General features: G+C 53.1%; 20 protein-coding genes. 17 read left to right on the top strand and 3 right to left on the bottom strand.

What is annotated here, in order from left to right; genetic code table 11:
* The first annotated feature begins 83 nt into the window (after window positions 1-83).
* The 3 genes from glpT (at window position 84) to glpD (ending at window position 4,125) form a co-directional block, all read left to right on the top strand.
* Window positions 84-1,454: a glycerol-3-phosphate transporter gene (gene glpT / locus BIZ37_RS01120; protein ID WP_187459959.1), complete on the top strand. Its 1,371-nt coding sequence runs from the start codon at window positions 84-86 to the stop codon at window positions 1,452-1,454.
* Window positions 1,455-1,621: 167 nt separating this feature from the next.
* Entirely contained in the window at window positions 1,622-2,383 is a 762-nt protein-coding gene (locus tag BIZ37_RS01115) for a DeoR/GlpR family transcriptional regulator (protein WP_107298928.1), read from the top strand.
* Window positions 2,384-2,610: 227 nt separating this feature from the next.
* Window positions 2,611-4,125, top strand: coding sequence for a glycerol-3-phosphate dehydrogenase (gene glpD / locus BIZ37_RS01110; protein ID WP_187459958.1), 1,515 nt, complete (start codon window positions 2,611-2,613; stop codon window positions 4,123-4,125).
* Between the two features lie 77 nt (window positions 4,126-4,202).
* Here glpD and BIZ37_RS01105 read toward each other — a convergent pair whose 3' ends face one another.
* Window positions 4,203-4,616 (bottom strand): flagellar basal body-associated protein FliL, encoded by a 414-nt coding sequence (locus BIZ37_RS01105; RefSeq protein WP_187459957.1) that lies wholly within the window; start codon window positions 4,614-4,616, stop codon window positions 4,203-4,205.
* Between the two features lie 169 nt (window positions 4,617-4,785).
* Here BIZ37_RS01105 and BIZ37_RS01100 point away from each other — a divergent pair, with 169 nt between their 5' ends.
* Both BIZ37_RS01100 and ubiA read left to right on the top strand, forming a co-directional pair.
* Window positions 4,786-5,331 (top strand): chorismate lyase, encoded by a 546-nt coding sequence (locus BIZ37_RS01100; protein ID WP_187459956.1) that lies wholly within the window; start codon window positions 4,786-4,788, stop codon window positions 5,329-5,331.
* The gene (gene ubiA, locus BIZ37_RS01095; protein WP_107298932.1) at window positions 5,328-6,182 is read left to right on the top strand and encodes a 4-hydroxybenzoate octaprenyltransferase; all 855 of its coding nucleotides are present in this window, start codon (window positions 5,328-5,330) and stop codon (window positions 6,180-6,182) included. Before BIZ37_RS01100 ends, ubiA begins: the two co-directional genes overlap by 4 nt.
* Window positions 6,183-6,493: 311 nt before the next feature.
* Here ubiA and plsB read toward each other — a convergent pair whose 3' ends face one another.
* Window positions 6,494-8,944 (bottom strand): glycerol-3-phosphate 1-O-acyltransferase PlsB, encoded by a 2,451-nt coding sequence (plsB, locus tag BIZ37_RS01090; RefSeq protein WP_187459955.1) that lies wholly within the window; start codon window positions 8,942-8,944, stop codon window positions 6,494-6,496.
* A gap of 279 nt (window positions 8,945-9,223) precedes the next feature.
* On the opposite strand from plsB, the gene lexA reads away from it, so the two are divergent.
* The 6 genes from lexA to BIZ37_RS01060 all read left to right on the top strand — a co-directional run bounded on the left by lexA (window position 9,224) and on the right by BIZ37_RS01060 (window position 15,306).
* A complete protein-coding gene (lexA, locus tag BIZ37_RS01085) occupies window positions 9,224-9,841 on the top strand; it encodes a transcriptional repressor LexA (protein ID WP_107298934.1) in 618 nt (205 codons plus the stop codon).
* Between the two features lie 83 nt (window positions 9,842-9,924).
* The gene (locus BIZ37_RS01080) at window positions 9,925-10,725 is read left to right on the top strand and encodes a class I SAM-dependent methyltransferase (RefSeq protein ID WP_187459954.1); all 801 of its coding nucleotides are present in this window, start codon (window positions 9,925-9,927) and stop codon (window positions 10,723-10,725) included.
* Between the two features lie 283 nt (window positions 10,726-11,008).
* Window positions 11,009-12,154, top strand: a complete 1,146-nt coding sequence (gene coxB, locus BIZ37_RS01075) for a cytochrome c oxidase subunit II (RefSeq protein WP_187459953.1) — start codon at window positions 11,009-11,011, stop codon at window positions 12,152-12,154.
* Between the two features lie 14 nt (window positions 12,155-12,168).
* Complete coding sequence (gene ctaD / locus BIZ37_RS01070) at window positions 12,169-13,779, top strand: cytochrome c oxidase subunit I (protein WP_107298937.1); 1,611 nt, start codon at window positions 12,169-12,171, stop codon at window positions 13,777-13,779.
* A gap of 72 nt (window positions 13,780-13,851) precedes the next feature.
* Window positions 13,852-14,394: a cytochrome c oxidase assembly protein gene (locus BIZ37_RS01065; RefSeq protein WP_107299085.1), complete on the top strand. Its 543-nt coding sequence runs from the start codon at window positions 13,852-13,854 to the stop codon at window positions 14,392-14,394.
* Window positions 14,395-14,403: 9 nt separating this feature from the next.
* A complete protein-coding gene (locus tag BIZ37_RS01060; RefSeq protein ID WP_187460002.1) occupies window positions 14,404-15,306 on the top strand; it encodes a cytochrome c oxidase subunit 3 in 903 nt (300 codons plus the stop codon).
* 50 nt (window positions 15,307-15,356) lie between these two features.
* Here the strand turns inward: BIZ37_RS01060 and BIZ37_RS01055 are convergent, their stop codons facing one another.
* Window positions 15,357-15,563 (bottom strand): DUF2909 domain-containing protein, encoded by a 207-nt coding sequence (locus tag BIZ37_RS01055; protein WP_187459952.1) that lies wholly within the window; start codon window positions 15,561-15,563, stop codon window positions 15,357-15,359.
* 29 nt (window positions 15,564-15,592) lie between these two features.
* Here BIZ37_RS01055 and BIZ37_RS01050 point away from each other — a divergent pair, with 29 nt between their 5' ends.
* The 6 genes from BIZ37_RS01050 (at window position 15,593) to BIZ37_RS01025 (ending at window position 20,830) form a co-directional block, all read left to right on the top strand.
* The gene (locus BIZ37_RS01050; protein WP_187459951.1) at window positions 15,593-16,270 is read left to right on the top strand and encodes an SURF1 family protein; all 678 of its coding nucleotides are present in this window, start codon (window positions 15,593-15,595) and stop codon (window positions 16,268-16,270) included.
* Window positions 16,267-16,815: a cytochrome oxidase gene (locus BIZ37_RS01045; protein WP_187459950.1), complete on the top strand. Its 549-nt coding sequence runs from the start codon at window positions 16,267-16,269 to the stop codon at window positions 16,813-16,815. The genes BIZ37_RS01050 and BIZ37_RS01045 overlap by 4 nt, the downstream gene beginning before the upstream one ends.
* Window positions 16,816-16,827: 12 nt before the next feature.
* Complete coding sequence (locus BIZ37_RS01040) at window positions 16,828-17,856, top strand: heme A synthase (RefSeq protein ID WP_187459949.1); 1,029 nt, start codon at window positions 16,828-16,830, stop codon at window positions 17,854-17,856.
* A 50-nt stretch (window positions 17,857-17,906) separates the two neighbouring features.
* Window positions 17,907-18,827 (top strand): heme o synthase, encoded by a 921-nt coding sequence (gene cyoE, locus BIZ37_RS01035; protein WP_107298941.1) that lies wholly within the window; start codon window positions 17,907-17,909, stop codon window positions 18,825-18,827.
* A 155-nt stretch (window positions 18,828-18,982) separates the two neighbouring features.
* On the top strand, window positions 18,983-20,332 hold the full coding sequence (gene dinF / locus BIZ37_RS01030; protein WP_187460001.1) for an MATE family efflux transporter DinF: 1,350 nt from the start codon (window positions 18,983-18,985) through the stop codon (window positions 20,330-20,332).
* Between the two features lie 105 nt (window positions 20,333-20,437).
* Window positions 20,438-20,830 (top strand): 3D domain-containing protein, encoded by a 393-nt coding sequence (locus tag BIZ37_RS01025; protein ID WP_107298943.1) that lies wholly within the window; start codon window positions 20,438-20,440, stop codon window positions 20,828-20,830.
* The last annotated feature ends 247 nt before the right edge of the window (window positions 20,831-21,077 follow it).

Here is a 21,077-nt window from a genome sequence, read left to right as displayed (position 1 = left end):
TTGAGCGTTATTGATTACTTTCGCTCGTCTTGTACTCGTTTGTACCCATACCATCGCAAAAACACTATAAAAAGGAACATTCTATGTTTGGTATTTTCAAACCGGCTATGCATCGGGAGCGTCTGCCCGATGGCAAGGTTGACTCCACCTACCAGCGCCTGCGTTGGCAGTTGTTTGCCGGTATTTTCATTGGCTACGCTGGCTACTACCTTGTGCGAAAAAATTTCAGCCTGGCAATGCCTTATCTTATCGAGGAATACGGTTACAGCCGCGGTGACCTGGGTGTTGCCCTCGCTGCGGTCTCTATCGCCTACGGCTTATCTAAATTCCTGATGGGCAGCGTGTCTGACCGCTCTAACCCGCGTTACTTCCTCGCGGCAGGTTTGAGTATGTCGGCCATTGTCATGCTGTGCTTTGGCTTTATGCCATGGGCAACGGGCAGTATTGCAGCCATGTTTATCCTATTGTTCCTGAACGGCTGGTTCCAGGGTATGGGCTGGCCTGCCTGTGGCCGGACCATGGTGCACTGGTGGTCGCGCAAGGAGAGGGGTGAGGTTGTATCGGTCTGGAACGTTGCCCATAACGTTGGTGGCGGCCTGATCGGTCCGATGTTCCTGCTTGGCTTGTGGGCATTCAACGATGACTGGAGGGCAGCGTTCTACGTGCCGGCATTCTTTGCCTTGCTGGTAGCGGCATTCACCTTGCTGGTAATGCGTGATACGCCTCAGTCGTGTGGCCTGCCTTCTATCGAAGAGCACAAGGATGACTATCCGGATACCTACGATGCCTCTCATGAAAAAGAGATGACGGCAAAAGAGATCTTCTTCAAGTACGTCTTCAACAACAAACTATTGTGGTTCATCGCGGTGGCGAATGCCTTTGTTTACCTGATCCGCTACGGGGTACTGGACTGGGCACCGGTTTACCTAAGCGAAGTGAAAGACTTCACCGTTGATAAGTCGTCTTGGGCTTACTTCCTGTATGAGTGGGCCGGTATCCCGGGTACCCTGCTGTGTGGCTGGATGTCGGATAAATTCTTCAAGGGCCGTCGTGCGCCGGCAGGTATCCTGTTCATGGCGTTGGTAACGGTGGCGGTATTGGTTTACTGGTTCAACCCTGCCGGTAACCCGGGGGTTGATATGGCAGCACTGGTTGCTATCGGCTTCCTGATCTATGGCCCGGTAATGCTAATCGGCCTTTACGCGCTTGAACTGGCACCTAAGAAAGCGGCTGGTACCGCAGCTGGCCTGACTGGCCTGTTTGGTTACTTAGGTGGTGCGGTCGCGGCCAATGCTATCCTAGGCTACACCGTTGACCACTTCGGTTGGGATGGTGGCTTTATGGTGCTGACAGCATCATGTGGCTTATCAATCTTCTTCCTGACATTGGCATTGATTGGTGAAAGCCGTCTGCACCGTGAGAAAGAAGCGGGTCAGCAAGCACAAAATGCATGATTGGGAGCGCCATCATTGGCATCTTGATTAGACCCTAGGTAATATGACAAGGCTTCGCATTGGGCGGAGCCTTGTTGTTTTACAAGCTATTCTTGCCTTAATGATATCGATTTCATAAGAGTGCTTGTTAGGGTACCAGGCCACAGCGAAAGGGAGCCGCGTCAGTCGTGAAGCAGAGTAAACGTCACCAGGAAATTATTGATCTCGTCAAAACCCAGGGCTATGTCAGCACCGATGACTTGGTTGAACGGTTCAATGTCAGCCCGCAGACAATCCGACGGGATCTCAATGAACTGGCGGAAGACAACAAAATCCGTCGTCATCACGGTGGGGCGACTATCCCATCGAGCTCGGTCAACACTTCCTACAGCACCCGTAAGGTGATGCAACTGGCCGAGAAAGATAACATTGCCCAGGCCATGGTTGCCCATATCCCGGATGGGGCGACGCTGTTCATTGATATCGGTACCACCCCTGAAGCCGTAGCCCGTGCGCTGCTTGACCATAATGACTTGCGTATCGTGACTAATAACCTCAATGTCGCGAGCATCTTGACCGGTAAAGATGATTTCCGGGTGATTTTGGCTGGCGGCGAAGTCCGTAACCGCGATGGCGGGATTGTGGGTGAAGCGACCCTGGACTTTATTTCCCAATTCCGCCTCGATTTTGGCATCTTGGGGATCAGCGGCATTGATCTTGATGGCTCATTGCTTGATTTTGACTACCATGAAGTACGGGTCAAGCAGGCTATTATCGAGAACAGCCGTTGTGTCATGCTTGGTGTCGACCATACCAAGTTCGGCCGCAATGCCATGGTCAACCTGGGGGACATCAGCCAGATCGACATGCTATTTACCGACCAGACGCCACCGGAAGAGCTCGGCAAGCGACTGGCTGAGCATGAAACACATATTGAAATTATTCAGTAATCCTTCCGTGTCATAGGCTTATAGGCCATTTCCCTTGTTCAAACGAGCGGGCTGCTACCTTAGCAGCCCGCTTTTTTTTCGCAAAAATGCCAGTTCGATCATAATTACTTAAACATTCGAGCATAATAATGATGATCTCAATCAATTTATTGTCTATTATGCGCGTAAGCGAACATTTATGCGCGAATTGGAACATCAAAACGAAAGTCGGTAGCAGAGGTGGTGATATGGCAGCAAATAACGAAGTATTGGATCTAATCGTCGTCGGAGGCGGTATCAACGGGGCAGGTATTGCTGCTGATGCGGCTGGCCGTGGCTTGAAGGTAGGTTTGTATGAGGCTCAGGATTTTGCCTCGGCGACATCATCGGCCAGCTCGAAGCTGATCCATGGCGGACTGCGCTACCTTGAACACTATGAGTTTCGTTTGGTTGGTGAAGCGCTGGCTGAGCGGGAAGTGCTGCTGAAAAAAATTCCTCATATTGCTCGTCCAATGCGCTTTCGCCTGCCGCACCGTCCACATTTGCGCCCGGCATGGATGATCCGCGCCGGCTTGTTCTTATATGACCACCTTGGCAAGCGCACCACACTGCCGGCAAGTTGCGGCCTGAAATTTGGTACCGACTCGGTATTGGTACCGGAAATTACCAAGGGTTTTGAATACTCCGATTGCTGGGTGGATGATGCGCGTTTGGTGATCCTCAATGCGATGGAAGTGGCCCAGCGTGGTGGTGAAGTGCGTAACCGCTGTTCGGTCGAAGCTGCCGAGCGTGACGGTGACCTATGGCGTGTGACGGTTCGCAATACCGTGACCGGTGAGGTGTTTGAGCGTCGCTGCCATGCATTGGTCAATGCGGCGGGGCCGTGGGTAAAAGCCTTTTACGATAAAAGTCTGGCGCTGCCGTCACCACGTAATATCCGCTTGATTAAAGGCTCGCACATTGTGGTCCCGCGGGTTCATGGCGAAGAGCAGGCCTATATCCTACAGAACGAAGACAACCGCATTGTGTTCGTGATCCCGTACCTAGATCGTTTCTCTATTATTGGTACTACCGATGTCGAGTACAAAGGCGATCCGCGTGAAGTAGCGATTGATGAAAATGAGATCGGCTACTTGCTGAATGTCTATAACAACCACTTCGTCAATAAGCTAAACCGTGACGATGTGGTATGGACCTACAGTGGTGTCCGCCCACTGTGTGACGATGAGTCTGATTCGCCACAGGCCATCACCCGTGACTACACGTTGGAGTTGGAGCAGGAAGGCAACCAAGCCCCGCTATTGTCTATTTTTGGCGGCAAGCTGACGACCTACCGCAAGTTGGCCGAGACAGCGATGGCCAAGCTGGCACCGTTTTTCCCACAAATGGCCCAGCCGTGGACGGCGGACGCCTACCTGCCAGGTGGCGAGGCCGGTTTTGATGCCAAGGTACATGCGGCGAAATTGCAGCAGCGGTTCCCATGGTTGGAAGCGGTCGCGGCAGAGCGTATGGCGACCAACTATGGTAACCGCAGCGAAGATATTTTGGCTGGTATTAGCTGCGAGGCCGACATGGGGCAGCATTTTGGGGCTGGTTTCTATGCTAAGGAGTTGGAATACCTGCTGCGCTACGAGTTTGTCCAGCAGGCTGAAGATGTACTGTGGCGCCGCAGCAAGTTGGGTTTGTACCTTAACCAGGAACAACAGCAGCAAGTGGCTGAGTACACCACCAACTGGCAAGCAGGCCATGAGAGCGCGGCTTGATTGGGATAGTTAGTTAACACCCGTTGATTAATACAAAGGCGCCTAGGGCGCCTTTGTTGTATCTGGAAGGTATCAGTTTATTGATAGAGGTACTTGGTAAACAACAGCTCGGTGAGCAGTCGCTTGTTGGTCTCGATCAGCAGCAATTCGTTCACTTTGTTGAGGCAGGCCTGGCGGATTTCCTCGCGCCCAGCCAGGGATTTGACCTGGGCTTCGGACTGCTGGCCGATAATGCTGATGATGGCATCGCGGATCAGCGGGGCATGGTGTTCGACTTCCGGGATGAGGGAAGGGTCTGCCACCATGAGATCAACCTGCAGGCGCAGGTAACCGATTTTCTTGCCCTGGGTGACATAGTTGGTGGTGATATCTGGAGCCAGGGTGTAATAGGTATATTGCGGGTTGGCCGGTGCGCCGTCATTGGCTTGGGCTGACATTGGCACTAAAAAGCTCGCCAACAGGAAAAGTAATCCAGGTAAAGTCAATTTCATTATGATGCTCATAGAGTTATTGGTTTTTATGGCTGCAAATGAGTTTCTTTCGATCGTAACGATATTCGTACTGGTTACAGCTTGCTACAATAGTGTTTCTTCATGGTAATAAATTAACCTTGATCTACCAAGCCCTAGCTGGCGATTGGGTAGAGATTTTGTTGGAAAGATGTCGAAATTCAAACAGTTGTACAAGCCCTTGCTAGATAGTGCCCATTGGCTGGCACCGGAACAAACAGTCATTGAAGGGACTGAGTTTGGGCATTGGTTGTTGGAGTTGGACTCCTTGTCGCGTCGGTTCGAGCGCCATTGCCGGGCATTTACCGTGTCCCTGGAAGAGCAAGGGCAGATCAGCCGTGAGCGGTTGACTGACGACGAGCGTGCCTTGATCGGTGATGTTGACTGCCTGCTGCGCAAGGTGGTACTGAAGGGAGATGGGGTACCATGGGTATTTGCCAGGACCCTGATCCCGATGACCACCCTGACAGGCCAAGAGCAGGATTTGGCACAACTGGGGGAAATGCCACTTGGGTTCCGGGTGTTTACCGATCGCAGTGCGCGCCGTGATGCGCTGGTGGTCGCGAATGTCGGAACCGAAAACCAACCGATTTGGGCTAGGCGCTCGCGGTTGTGGCTTAATGACAAACCGCTGTTAGTAGCAGAGTTGTTTTTGCAGGAAGCACCGATTTATAAGGAGACCCTAAGTTGGAAATGACCAAGATGAAAGCGTTCTGGCAACTGGCGCGCTTCGATCGCCCTATTGGTAGCCTGTTGCTGTTGTGGCCAACGCTGTGGGCGTTGTTTTTGGCCGCCGAAGGGATGCCCAACCCTCATGTGATGCTGGTATTTGTCCTGGGTGTGATTTTCATGCGGGCGGCAGGTTGTGTGATTAATGATTTTGCCGACCGTAATTTCGATGGCCATGTCAAACGTACCGCCCAACGGCCTATGCCTTCGGGGAAGGTCTCGGAGCGCGAGGCGCTGGCCTTGTTCGGGTTGTTGGTGCTGGTGTCATTTCTGCTCGTGCTGACAATGAACACCCTGACCATCATGCTGTCGGTGGTGGCGGTGATTTTGGCTGCGGCTTACCCTTTCATGAAACGTTATACCCACCTGCCGCAGTTGGTATTGGGAATGGCGTTTGGCTGGTCGATCCCGATGGCCTATGCGGCCCAGGCGGGTGAACTGCCTACGGTGGCATGGCTGCTGTTTGTCGCCAATATCCTCTGGACTATCGCCTATGACACCCAGTACGCCATGGTCGACCGTGACGATGACGTCAAGGTGGGGATTAAGTCGACAGCGATTTTGTTTGGCCGTTTCGACAAGATGATCATTGGCCTACTTCAGCTCGGTACTCTGATCTTGCTGATAGCGGTCGGGGCGATTGAGGGGATGTCGCAGGTGTATTACTGGTGCTTACTGTTGGCTTCGTCGCTGTTTGTTTACCAGCAAATGCTGATCCGTGGCCGCGAGCGTGAACCTTGCTTCAAGGCTTTCTTGAACAATAACTACGTCGGTATGTTGATCTGCGTTGGTATTGCTATTAGTACCTATTTGGCTTAGCCAGACGACTTAAACCATATCCATCTGGTTATCGAAAAGCGCCGCAAACGGCGCTTTTTTATTGCTTTGGGTTAGTGCATAGGTCTTTGATAACATTCCACACTCCTTTGCTAACTTGTTTGAAATTATAATGTTCGCAAAGGAGTGTGGATTTAACTTGCTGCTTTAATTGGACTTATCATGCACAGTGGCTGGTGGATAAACTTGTCAATTACATTAAAGATGAGGGCATCCCTAACATTGACTGCTATCTTGTGAGGATAAAAAAGGCTGCCATTTGGCAGCCCTTTTCAGTGAGGTCGCTGGTGCGATTAGGCCTCGGTTTCTGTTTCTTCGCCCCGGTCTTCGCGGTTCATTACCGCTTGGATGGTCAGCTTCACTTCCGGTGATACCAAGGCTGCAAGCTGTTCGGCAAGTTGCTCGACCGGTTGCGATACCGCGTGGCACTCTTCGTTGAGGTAGCCTTCGCTGCGCAGGGTTTTCACAAGTGTTGCAAACACCCCTTTGTCGAAGAACTCAGGTGCATTGATACCGTGTAGGCGGCTTAGGCGCTGGGCCATCATCTGGCTCTGCTGCTCGAGATCGCTCTTCATCAGCTGCGGCTCGGAGTTGAGCAGGGTCAGGGCAATGGCATAACGCTGCAGGGTTTCCGAGATGGTGCGGGCCAATAGGTGGAGCGGGCCGATACGGGCGCTGTTGAGCGTAATCGTATCGCCGTCGCGTAGTACCAAGCGCTGGCGAACAAGCTCGTCGACCTGGGCTTCAATCACCGATTCCAGCTCTTCTTTGTTAAAGCGCAGGAAGAGTTCGGCCTGTAGGAATGGGTACAGGCGGCTGACCTGCTCGACAATCTCGGCCACAGTCAGGGTCTGGTGGTGGATGACGATATTGGCGATCAGCGATGGCATCGCGAACAGGTGGATGATGTTGTTGCGGTAGTAGGTCATCAGGATCGCCTGCTGGCGGTTCAATGACACCATTTCCCCCAGGCTATCACGCTCGACCACGAACTTGTCCATCTCAAGGGCATGTTTGACCATGGCCTTGGCATCTTCGTCCGGCACGGTGAACTGCTGCGAGTAAGGCACATTGCGTAGCAACTGCAGGTAGCAGTCGATCTGCTGCTCCAGATCCTCGCGGCTTAAAGCGCGTTGGCGGGCTGCAAGCAGCGCCACACCACAAAGGGTCAGGGCATTGGTTGCCGCCGCATCGTTGATGTGGGTCATCATCTTCACAGCCAGATCGTTAACAACCGGGTTCAGCCATTGTGGGCGCTGGGGCTCGATAGGGTCGATATCTTTGTGCCACTCAGGAACATGTTCGTTAAGGTAGTGGTTGAGTGGGATCGGTTCGCCGAAGTTGACGTAGCCCTGGCCGAGGTTGCGCAGTTTGCGCAGGGTACGGATCACCTGACCAACGTTCTCTTTCTCTTTGCGTTTCCCGCGTAGCTCTTTGGCGTAGGTTGCCACTTCCATAACGTGCTCGTAGCCGATATAAACCGGTACCAGGGTGACTGGGCGGTTGAGTCCGCGCAGCATGGCCTGGATGGTCATCGACAGCATACCGGTTTTGGCCGGTAACAAACGGCCAGTACGTGAGCGGCCACCTTCACTGAAGTATTCCACCGAGTAGCCTTTGGCAAACAGCTCGGCTAGGTATTCACGGAATACGGTCGAGTACAGGCGGTTGCCCTTGAAGCTACGGCGGATAAAGAACGCGCCCCCACGGCGGAAGATAGGCCCGGCCGGGAAGAAGTTCAGGTTGATACCAGCGGCAATATGCGGTGGTACCAAGCCTTCCTGGTAAAGCACGTATGACAGCAGTAGGTAGTCCATGTGGCTACGGTGGCATGGTACGTAGACAATCTCATGGCCATCTTGGGCCAGTTTACGTACCTGCTTGGCATTGTGGATATTCAACCCTTGGTAGAGCTTGTTCCACAGCCAGCCAAGGAAGCGGTCACCACGCTTGATCAGCGAGTAGGAGAAATCGGCAGCAATTTCTTCCATCATATCGACAGCTTCTTTGCGCACTTTCTCGATCGGTACATCACGGCTTGCCGCTTCTTCTGCCACCACTTTCTCAATCGCTTTGGAGTTTAACAGGCGGTTGAACAGTACCTGGCGGTCCGGCAGTTTGGGGCCGGATGCAGCCAGCTGCTGGCGTGAGAAGTGGATACGCGCCACCCTTGCCAGTTTGTTGGCAATAGAGTCGTCAGTACCGTGGTGATCCGCCATGTAACGCAGGGACACTGCCGGGCTTAGGCGTACCATACAGTCACGGCCATGGCCGAGAATGGTAAAGAACTTCTCTGGCCCATTGAGCGGACGCAGTACCGGTCTGTGGTTCTCTTCCTTGCCAGGTTTGCGACCCCACAGGATAGACGCTGGGACTACTTGGATATCCAGTTCGCTGTCTTGCTTGTGGTGTTCAAGCAGGGCAGTGAACAAATCAATCGATTCTTGCGGTAGCTTGGTCTTGTCACCGAAGACACTTGGGCCATCGGAAATGTAGACATAGCGGACAAACTGCTGCCCGTTGAGCTCTAGCGGCGACAGCGGATCAGGCAGCCCAAGTTTCAGGGTGCTGCTGCGCAGCGTCATCAAATCTGTGTTTGAGCGGAACGGCAGGATGTAAACAATCGGGCGTTCCAAATCCAGTTCCAGGTCTGCAACGGGATCGGAGGGGATTGAGTGGGTTTTAACCAGCAGAGAAAGCGGCAAATCCAGTATTTTTTGATAGATTTTCTGCCAACTTGACATATCTTTTACTAGCCTCGAATTCTTAATGCGTGGCAAGGATAGCAGAAAAAAACCAGTTATAAGCAGCGAAATAGCACAGACTTGCCGTTATATGACATTTTTATTGATTTACATACCGTCTTTGCTATCCCTTTTAGGTATTAGAAATGGGGGCTTACAGGAAAGAAGCCCAGTTGGTGAATTTACGCCAAAATTGTTGTTTTCCTAAACAATAACCTTTTCAAGCGGCAGAACACTGGATATACTCACAGTGAACTGTATAAAAAGACAGGGTGAGTTATGAAGCCGTTAACGCCGCGCCAACAAGAAGTCTTTGATTTGATCAAAGCAAAAATTGAAGATACTGGAATGCCGCCAACACGTGCTGAAATAGCCCGTGAACTCGGCTTCCGCTCAGCCAATGCTGCCGAAGAGCACCTCAAGGCACTGGCCCGTAAAGAAGTGATTGAAATTATTCCTGGCGCCTCGCGTGGGATCCGCCTTATTGCCAGCAATGATGGTGAAGAAAGCGGCTTGCCGCTGATCGGTCAGGTTGCTGCCGGTGAGCCAATTCTGGCCCAGGAGCATGTTGAAACCCACTATGAAGTGGATCCGGCGCTGTTCAAGCCGCGTGCTGACTTCCTGCTGCGGGTCAACGGTATGAGTATGAAGGATATCGGGATCATGGACGGCGATTTGCTCGCTGTGCACAAAACCCAAGATGTCCGCAACGGCCAGGTGGTCGTGGCCCGGGTTGAAGACGATGTGACAGTCAAACGTCTCGAGCGTAAGGGTGCGCAGGTCCTGCTGCATGCCGAGAACGAGGAGTTTGCCCCTATCGTGGTCGACCTCAACACCCAGCACCTGTCGATTGAAGGTATCGCCGTTGGGGTGATCCGCAATACTGACTGGATGTAACCGCACCGCTTAAAATATCTTCATTACCACTTTACAAGCGGTAATGATAGTCATTATCATCTCTTTATCAGAAGGAGATGATAATGACAGAGTCCGTCCGCCATGATATTCCCGCCGAATTGCTCCAGCCGCTGTGGCTTCGTAGCCGTGAAAGCCTGGCTGATGATCGTCTAATTTATGATCCTGTCGCCGCTGCCGCCTGTACCCAGTGCAGCCTCAAACCAGAATGCCTCAAAGGCAATGTCTCCCAGCAGCAATTGCTACATGCCAGCCTCACACTCATCTGTGACCGCCAAATCCAGCACTTCCTCCGACGTCACCCCGATGGACGGATCGTCAACCTGGGGAGTGGGTTAGATACCCGTTTTTACCGGGTCGATAATGGCCGTTGCCGTTGGTTTGATATCGATGTGGGTGAGAACCTGCTGTGGCGCCAACGTCTATTCCATCGCAGCGAGCGCTACCGAATGTTGCCAGGCTCCACGTCAGATTTGTCCTGGTTGCAAGCCTTACCTCCGATGTCGGGTGCACCGGTGATGGTGTTGTGCGATGGCGCGTTGTTGGCTTCGAATGAGGTGGAGTTGGCCCATGTTGTCCAGTCTTTGGCTTGTCACTTTGGCCGCTTTGAGCTGTGCTTGGTGGTCGCCGGTGATTTGTGCCAGTCACCACTGGCGAGCAAAATGGGGGTCGGAAAACCCTTTGGTCATGCTTTGCGTGACCCGCAGCGAAAGTTGTTGCAATGGCTGCCGTGGGCAACGGCAGTGGGGCGTTATAGCCCGATGGACAGCGCCTGTTCGCGGTGGCAAAACTGGCAACGCTGGTTAGCCCGTATCCCCGGATTGAAATTCCGTATGTTGCCGGTACTACTGCATATTCATCTGTAAATCCCACAGCTGGCATAGGTTTGCTGCTACGCACTTCCTATTTCTACCTAGCATGCAATATGCCAGCTTGGATTTTTTCTCTACTTTTCCTTTCTATTTTTTTGCGTAATCTCACGATCCTGTCCTAAGTTAAAATGTAAACAAACTGTTAACCGTGTAACTGTGGATGACAAATCATCCACAGCGTCTGCAGGGAAGACTCTAATCATTTTGCGCTGTCCCCATGAGCTATTTTGTGTTCGCGGGGGTATTTGATAGGAAAAGGATAGGAGGGAGCCGGGTGATGATTCGCCGTCTGATGTGCTGTCTGTTTGTTTTGCTGGCTGTGCCAGCACAGGCAGAAGTTCAACCCATGCCACTGAATATGACCCAGGGAGTGACCGAGGTCAGTCAGCGGGTGTTTGATCTCCACATGACGATTTTCTACATATGTGTAGTGATCGGGCTGGTGGTTTTCGGGGTGATGTTCTGGTCTATCATCCATCACCGCAAATCCAAAGGGGCCGTTGCAGCTTCCTTCCATGAAAGTACCAAAGTGGAAATCCTCTGGACGGTGATCCCGTTCGTTATCCTCATTATCATGGCTGTCCCTGCCACCAAGACCTTGTTGGCAATGGAAGATACCTCTCAGGCCGACATGACGATTCAGGTAACCGGTTCGCAATGGAAATGGCACTACAGCTATTTCGGCGAGGATGTCGAATTCTTTTCTTTGCTGGCAACCAGCCCAGCCCAAATTGCCAATGAACGTGAAAAGCGCAGTAACTACCTGCTAGAAGTGGATAGGCCGCTTGTATTGCCTATCGGCAAAAAAGTTCGCTTCCTGATCACGTCCCAGGATGTCATCCACTCTTGGTGGGTGCCGGATTTTGCCGTGAAAAAAGATGCCAACCCCGGGTTTATCAATGAAGCCTGGACCCGTATAGACGAGCCGGGTATCTACCGTGGCCAATGTGCCGAACTGTGTGGCAAGGACCACGGCTTTATGCCCGTGGTGGTGATTGCCAAACCGCAGGCGGAATATGAAGAGTGGCTGCAGGCCACCAAAGTCGCCCAGCAGCAGGCACGTGAAGAAGAGCAACGCCTGCTTTCCATGCAGATGGATATGGATGAGTTGATGACTTTGGGTGAGCAGGTCTACAACACCCGCTGTGCTATGTGTCATCAGGCCAATGGCCAGGGGATCCCGGGTGCTTTCCCTGGACTCGCCGGCCAGGGGCTGTCGGTTGACCCAAACGCCAAGCTTGAACACATCAGTATTGTTGTTCATGGCAAACAGGGAACGGCAATGCAGGCCTTTGGTCCGCAGCTGAGCCTCAAGGAGCTGGCGGCAGTGATCACTTATGAACGCAACGCTTGGGATAACAATACCGGAGACACCGTGCAGGCTGCCGAAGTGCAGGCTGTGATGGACGGTCAGGAGCTATAGGGGAGAGAGTGACGATGACGGATATGTTGCGTGAGCAGACCGAGGTCGAGGAAACCCAGACCGAGCAGCATGAGCATCACGAGCACCACCAGACCGGTCTCAAACGCTGGTTGTTCACGACCAACCACAAGGATATTGGCTCACTGTACCTGATGTTCAGCTTTGCCATGTTCTTGATTGGTGGGGCGATGGCGATGGTGATACGGGCCGAGTTGTTCCAGCCTGGCCTGCAGTTGGTCGAGCCGAATTTCTTCAACCAGATGACCACGGTTCATGGGCTTATCATGGTGTTCGGGGCGGTTATGCCAGCTTTTACTGGCCTCGCCAACTGGATGGTACCTTTGATGATCGGCGCGCCGGATATGGCGCTGCCGCGGATGAACAACTGGAGTTTCTGGATCCTGCCTTTTGCCTTTGCCATGTTGTTGGCTTCATTGTTCATGGAAGGCGGTGGCCCTAACTTCGGCTGGACTTTCTATGCGCCTCTATCGACGACGTACAGCCCAGAAAGTACTGGCCTGTTTGTCTTCGCCATCCATATCATGGGGATCAGCTCGATAATGGGGGCGATTAACGTCATAGTCACCATCGTCAATATGCGTGCACCCGGTATGACCTACATGAAGATGCCGCTATTCGTCTGGACTTGGCTGATCACTGCCTTCCTACTGATCGCTGTGATGCCGGTATTGGCCGGGGCGGTGACCATGGTGCTGACTGACAAGTACTTCGGCACCAGCTTCTTCGATGCTGCCGGCGGGGGCGATCCTGTGATGTTCCAGCACATCTTTTGGTTCTTTGGACACCCCGAAGTGTACATTATGATTTTACCGAGTTTCGGTATCATTTCGGCGATTGTCCCAGCCTTTTCGCGCAAGAAGCTGTTCGGCTACAGCTCAATGGTGTATGCCACCGCCTCGATTGCCGGTTTGAGCTTCTTGGTATGGGCCCACCATATGTTCACCACAGGGATGCCGGTCGCCGCAGAGCTGTTCTTCATGTATTGCACCATGCTGATATCGGTACCGACCGGGGTTAAGGTGTTCAACTGGGTGGCGACAATGTGGCGCGGGTCACTGACTTTCGAAGTACCAATGCTGTTCGCGATTGCCTTTATCGTCTTGTTTACCATCGGTGGTTTTTCCGGGCTGATGCTGGCAATCACACCGGCGGACTTCCAGTACCATGACACTTACTTTGTGGTCGCACACTTCCACTATGTCCTGGTGTCTGGGGCTATCTTCTCTATCATGGCAGCCGCCTATTACTGGTTGCCGAAATGGACCGGCCATATGTTCGACGAGAAGTTGGCTAAGTGGCATTTCTGGTGCTCGATCATTTCAGTCAATATCCTATTTTTCCCGATGCACTTCCTTGGCCTGGCGGGGATGCCACGCCGGATCCCCGATTATGCGCTGCAGTTTGCCGACATCAATGCGGTGGTGAGTATCGGTGGGTTCCTGTTTGGGTTGTCCCAGTTGATCTTCCTTGCGGTGGTAGTGAAGTGTGTTCGCGGTGGCGAGAAAGCGGCAGCCAAGCCTTGGGATGGTGCCGAAGGCTTGGAGTGGACGGTGGCCTCACCTGCACCGCACCACACATTCTCGACCCCGCCTAAAGTGGATTAAAGTGGAGAGATGGCGATGGACAAGCCCCAGTTTGACCAAGAACCTGACAAGCGACCTGAAGTGCCGGGAACCATGGAGCCTGGCAAGAAAAAACAGCGCTCTATCTGGTCCCTGACCCTGATGGCGGTGGCGATGTTCGGCTTCGCGTTTGCTTTGGTACCTTTGTACGATGTGTTCTGCGATATTACCGGTATCAATGGTAAAACTTCCGATACCCAGGCAGCTGCCAGCGAGCGGGTGGATACCAGCCGTGAGGTGACGGTGGAGTTTGTCTCGTATATCAACCCTGGCGTGCAGTGGACGTTTGAGCCGGAGGTCAAAACTTTGGTGGTCAACCCCGGCCAGACCCACACCATTACCTACAAGGCCAAGAACCTGACCGGGAATGAGACCGTCGGCCAAGCTGTGCCTTCGGTCAGCCCGGGCCAAGGGGCCCGCTACCTCAACAAAATCGAATGCTTCTGTTTCAACCGCCAGCCATTGGCAGCGGGCGAAACAGCCAGTTTGCCTCTGATTTTCTATGTCGATCCGGAATTACCAGAGGACATCAACACCCTGACCCTAGCCTATACCCTTTACAACGCCCAGCCGGATGCGCCGGCTCAAACGCAATGAGGTTGAATGATGGCGAATCCTTACTCTGAACATGATCAGTCTGTGACACCTCCACACGAGAATTATTATGTGCCTGAAGCCAGTGCCTGGCCGATTGTAGGTGCGATTGCCCTGTTCCTCATCGCGATGGGGGCAGGGGCGACAGTCGGGGATCTCTTTGGTGGTCAGGGGCCTTGGATTTTGCTGTCCGGAGTTGGCTTGCTGCTGATCATGTTGGTGGGCTGGTTCCGCGATGTGATCAGCGAGTCGATGGCAGGGCTGTATAGCCGTCAGATGGACCGCTCGTTCCGTCAGGGGATGAGTTGGTTCATCTTCTCCGAGGTGATGTTCTTTGTGGCCTTCTTCGGCGCACTGTTCTACGCCCGGATGATTGCGGTGCCATGGCTTGGCGGTGCTGGCAACAATGCCATGACCCATGAAGTGCTATGGCCGGATTTTATCGCCCAGTGGCCTTTGGTCATGACGCCCGGCGGGGCAGAAACCACTGCTATGGGGCCGATTGGGTTGCCGCTTTATAACACATTGATCCTGCTGGCTTCTTCGGTCACTGTCCATATTGCCCACACGGCATTGGAGCAGGATAACCGACCTAAACTCAAACTGTTTTTGCTATTGACGGTGCTGCTTGGTTCGCTGTTTATCTACCTACAGGGTGTCGAGTATGTCCATGCTTATGAAGATATGGGGCTGACCCTTGATGCCGGTATCTACGGTAACACCTTCTTTATGCTGACAGGGTTCCATGGCCTGCATGTCACCCTGGGAACCATCATTCTGTTCATCGTCTGGTTGCGTGTTTTGCGGGGCCATTTTACCCCAGAGAAGCATTTTGCCTTCCAGGCCGGCGCTTGGTATTGGCACTTTGTTGATGTGGTGTGGCTAGGGCTATTTGTGTTCGTGTATATCTTGTAAGGCTAGAGGCTAGAGGCTAGAGGCTAGAGGCTAGGGGGCTCACAAGGCCCCTAGTATGGCCTTGGGTTCGGTGTGATGTAGCCGCTAGCTAGCGCAATTAATAGCAGGGCGAATAGGAAGACGGAGAACAACACCCGGCGCCCGAGATGGCGTGACATGGGTTGGCCCTGCTTGCCTTTTAGCATAACAGGTAGGGCTCGGAACAGGTTCAGCACGATAAAGATCAACAGGCAAACAATCAGGGCTTTCAGCAACATAGAGGTCTCCGGTCAGGACTGGGTGAATCATGCGTCGGATAGGTTTTATTCTTTTTACTGTGGCGGTACTGGCGACATTGGTCAAGTTGGGTTTTTGGCAAATGACCCGTGCTCAGGAAAAAGAAAGCCTCGGCCATGCCCTCAAATTTCGCAGCGAGCAGATGTACTACAGCTTGGCGAGCCTACCCTCCGATCCACGCTGGTACAGCCTGACCCTGCGAGGGGAGTTTGACCACAGCAAGGCGGTATTGCTGGATAACCAACTTTACCAGGGCCGGCCGGGTTACCACGTGCTGTACCCCTTTGCGGTTGATGAAGGTTGGGTCTTGGTGAATTTGGGTTGGATAGCGGCCCCAACTTACCGAGATCAAATTCCTGTTCTGCCGGAGCACCATGGTGAGGTAATGGTGAGCGGTATTATTGCTCCACCCTCGGCATTGCTGGAATTAGCGCCGGAGGTGATGGGCCAAGGGTATCCTCTCAGGGTGCAGAATATCAGCATGGTGGATTTGGCCAACCACATGGATTTGACCCTTCCCTCTTGGGTATTGCAGATTGACCCGGATAGTCCGCTGGCGCTCAATCAGACTTGGATCCCGGTGGTCATGGGGCCGCAAAAACATTATGCCTACGCCCTGCAGTGGTTTTTGATGGCGCTGGCAGTATCTGGACTCGCTTTTTGGTGGTTAAGACGGAGTAAACCATGAAGAAACAGGGAACGTTGCTACTACTTTTCGGCGCCTTCGCCTTGCCGGTCATTCTGGCCAAAATGGTGCTTGATTTAAACTGGTACCAAGGTGGGGTGACTAACCGTGGTGAGTTGTTGGAGTCACCGCTTGCCTCGGAGTGGTTGGGTGAAAGCCGCCAGTGGCAATTGATCTATTTGCTACCAGAACAGTGTGATGAGTTGTGCCAGGGAGCCTTGTTCAATCTCCGCCAGGTACCTCAGGCTGTCGGTGCCGAGCAAGATAGGCTAGGCAGTGTCCTGCTCATAGATGGCGATACGCTCGATGAACAACCTGGTGAAGTGAAAAAGCAGGTATCCGGTATCGAGCTGCGTCAGGTGCCAGAATACGTTGTCAGTCAGCTCAAAACTCTGGAGTACGGTGCCAAGGCTATCTATATTGCCGATCCCCTCGGCAACGTGATGATGGCCTACCCCTTGGTCAAAGGGAAGGTCGCGGTGCTGGCGCAGGGTAAGGATGTGCTGAGGGATCTCAAGCGGTTGCTGAAGATTTCGAAGATCGGCTAGGGAGAGCGTGTGATGAAAAAAGATAATTTCCGTCTCTGGGTAGCTGTGACGTTTGCCTTGTCATTGTGTGTGATTGCCCTCGGGGCCTATACCCGGCTGACCGAAGCCGGTCTGGGGTGCCCTGACTGGCCGGGGTGTTATGGTTTTGCCGGGGTGCCGAAAGGGGAAAGCCAACAGGCACTGGCAGCCTCCCGGTTTCCCGATGCGCCGTTCGAAGCCGACAAGGCTTGGAATGAGATGCTACACCGTTACGTTGCCGGTACGTTGGGCTTGATGATTTTGGCACTCAACATCATGGCGTGGCGTAAACCATCTCGCCCTAAAGGGCTACCAACCTTGTTGCTCGCGACGGTTATCTTCCAGGCATTGCTTGGTATGTGGACGGTGACGATGGTGCTGATGCCTGTCGTGGTGATGGGCCATTTGCTGGGCGGGTTTACTACGGCATCGCTATTGTTCCTGCTGTGGTTGAGGTTAGGCAGGGAGCCTGCCCATCCCTCAGCCATAGGTACCAGTACTGGGCTGCAGGCATTTGCGTTGTTCGGGTTGCTGGTTGTTGTGGGACAGATCGCATTAGGCGGCTGGACCGCAGCAAACTATGCGGCGGTGGTCTGTACCCAACTGCCGTTGTGCGAAGTGGATTGGCGGCAGAGTTTCGATACCTCGGCTTTTGCCCTGATCCAGCCAGAGCACGATACCTACCAGTACGGGGTGCTGGATTACCAGCAACGGGTCACGATTCATGTTACCCATAGGATCGGGGCAATCGTCACGGCGTTGGTACTGGTTATGCTGGCCTGCCTATTGTGGCGGCAAAGGGCACTGCGGGGCGTTACGGTATTGATGGTAGCGCTTTTGGCCGGGCAGATCAGCCTCGGCATTACCAATGTCGTCGCCAGCCTGCCGTTATCTGTGGCGGTGGCGCATAACGTGACAGGGGTTCTATTGCTGTTATCGCTGGTGGCGGTGAACATGCAGGTATACCGGATGCGGCAGTCAGGTCGCTATCCCAATCGAATCGCCTCCCGGACGGGAAGTTGATAGGCAAGCGGATGAAAAGGCGTGTGGATTAGCCAAAGGAGGGCCTGGGTATGGCAAAGAGTCAGGTTGTAGCAAAAGGGGGTTACAAGCCCCTGTCATCAGGAAGGGTGTGGCAGGACTATTTGACCATGACCAAGCCCAAAGTAGTTGCCATGCTGTTGCTAACAGCTTTGGTTGGGATGTGTCTGGCGGTCCCTGGGATCCCGCCGCTCAAGGCCGTTGTGTTTGGTTTGGTTGGGATCGGCTTGCAATCAGCAGCGGCAGCAGCGTTCAACCATGTATTGGACCGCCGCTTTGATGCCAAAATGGCGAGGACCTACCATCGCCCGTTGGCCAAAGGACGGGTCGAAACCCACAAAGCCGTTATTTTTGCCTGTGTGCTGATGGTTGCGGGGTTTGTGGTGCTGTGGCAACTCAATGCCCTGACCGCATGGCTGACGTTTGCCAGTCTTATTGGCTATGCCCTGGTGTACACCGTATGGCTCAAGCATGCCACACCGCAAAATATTGTGATCGGTGGCCTTGCCGGGGCGGCGCCACCCCTGCTAGGCTGGACAGCAGTGACCGGTGAACTTCACTCCCATGCCTTGCTGTTGGTGATGTTGGTCTTTACCTGGACGCCACCCCATTTCTGGGCGCTGGCTATCCATCGCCGTGATGATTATGCCAAGGCGGGGATCCCAATGCTGCCGGTCACCCATGGCATTGGCTACACCAAGACCATGGTGCTGCTTTATACATTGATGCTGGCTCTGGTGGGTTTGCTCCCTTGGTTAACCGGAATGAGCGGTTGGTTGTATCTTGCCGGAAGCAGCGTGCTCAACCTTGGTTTTATCGGATACGCGGTGAAGCTCAAGTTTGCCGATGAGCCGGGCCATGCTTGGGCCACCTTCAAGTATTCGATCTGGCATTTGCTGGCGCTGTTTGTGGTGTTGCTGGCCGATCACTGGTTGGCAGCCTTGCTGGTATAAGACGTAATCACTTTCGGGCATAGTCTCGGGGGTGTAGAAGAATATTCCCATTCTGCAGACTGGGGGTGGCCCCTGTGGATTCTGTCCACGGGGGCTTTTTATTTGCGGCTAGAGCAATGATAATCGCGGGTCGGATATTAAGAATTGAGGTTGTTGTGCTGCAAGCGTTGCGAGATAGAAACTTACACCGCCAGGTGTTTGCCTTGGCCCTACCTATGGTGCTGTCGAATATTACGGTTCCCTTGTTGGGTTTGGTGGATGCGGCTGTTATAGGGCACCTCGAACACGCTTGGTATCTAGGAGGGGTTGCGGTAGGCGGGACCATGATCAATGTGACCTTCTGGCTACTGGGCTTCTTGCGGATGGCAACAACCGGTCTTAGCGCACAGGCCTATGGGGCATCGGATCGCGACGCGCAGGCGACCGTCTTTATCCAAGGGTTAGCATTGGCTTGGCTGATGGCCCTGGTACTGGTTGTACTCCACCAACCGGTTGCTGATCTGATCTTCCATTTCAGCTCTGCGAGCGATGAAGTAAAAACCTATGCCGAGCAGTATTTCTCTATCCGGATCTGGGGCGCACCGGCCGCCTTGGCGAACTTCGTCATCATGGGGTGGCTGCTTGGTACCCAGAATGCCAAGTTGCCGATGTGGCTGTTGATCGTCACCAATATCGTCAACATTAGCTTGGATGTATTGTTTGTCCTTGGTTTTGGTTGGAAAGTGCAGGGGGCGGCTGCGGCATCGGTACTGGCTGAATACAGTGGCTTGGTACTCGGATTGTGGTTTGTGTCCCGCCAGTGGCTCGGCCATGCCCTGCCGGCCTTGCGCAGCAAGCTAGGCAGTGCTCGCCGGGGGGTAGGCCGTCTGCTCAAGCTCAACCGGGATATCTTCCTGCGTAGCCTATGCCTGCAATTAACTTTCACATTCATGACATTCCAGGGCGCGACATTGGGCGATAATGTGGTCGCTGCCAATGCGGTGCTGATGAGCTTTCTTATGCTGGTCTCCTACGCAATGGATGGGTTTGCCTATGCCATGGAAGCGATGGTCGGCAAAGCCATTGGTGCCCGCAACCGCGACGAGCTTGGCCGTAGCCTGGTAGGTACCACATTCTGGAGCTTGGTGATTTCCTTGATTCTGACGCTGGCGTTCGCCTTTTTCGGACGAGATATCATTGCCCTGATTTCTGATATCCCGGCTGTGCATCAAGAGGCTGCCCAGTACCTGCCATGGTTGGCAGCAGTACCGCTGGTGGCTATGTGGTGCTTTTTGCTAGATGGTATCTTCATCGGGGCAACCCGGGGGCGCGAGATGCGCAACAGTATGTTTGTCGCAACCTGTTGTTATTTCATTATTTGGTGGTTGCTATCAGGTTTTGGTAACCATGCGCTATGGGGAGCGATGCTCGGGTTCATGGCAATGCGCGGGGTAGGGTTGGCGGTAATTTTCGCTTATCAATGGCAAAAAAATATTTTCCTGCAACCAGCTAGTACAAACAAATAGTTAGGATTAATTGACTTAATTTGTTCAGTTTTGCGGCAAAAAAAGCTATCCAGGTAAGGCATGATCTGTTTAAAATGCGAGCAATTCTGTCACCTGGAGGAATAAATGAAAAAAGCAGTACTGGCACTTTTTTTAGCGGTAATCACGATGAGCTGGGTAGCGCCGGCAACGGCCGCTATCCAGGGAAAGTCATATAAGGTAAGTGCAACGGCATATAATTCGGTTCGGGCCCAGACCAACTCCAATCCCACGATTGCAGCATGGGGAGATAGGCTCAAACCTGGAATGAAAGCCATTGCGGTTTCCCGCGATCTACTCAACCGAGGGTTCAAGCGCGGTACGATAGTGAAAATCTCCGGACTACCGGGTGAGTATGTGGTACTGGATAAGATGAACAAACGATGGCGCAACAAGATAGATATCTACATGGGCCAAGATGTTCAAGCCGCAAGGAACTGGGGTCGCCGTAACGTGACCATTACCGTTGTGAAGTCATAACACGGTATCAAAAACCTGAAAACATAACTGTTCTAGTACTTTGATAGAATCGCTATCTTTTCAGATTCGAGATAATACCAAGCGGGTTAACAGTTTATTTAACAGCACTATTTGTTTGGTATACAAAAAAGCGAGAGCCAAGGCCCTCGCTTTTTTTATGGTGCGCCGAGCATGGTGTCAACCTAGGAGGTGAAAGTCCTCTACGGGCTCAGTCGAGCGAGAACCGTTAGCCTATGCAAGGGTGTTC

This window comes from Photobacterium sp. BZF1 (assembly GCF_014349205.1).
GTDB lineage: Bacteria > Pseudomonadota > Gammaproteobacteria > Enterobacterales > Vibrionaceae > Photobacterium.
This window is presented reverse-complemented; position numbering and strand designations above follow the sequence as displayed.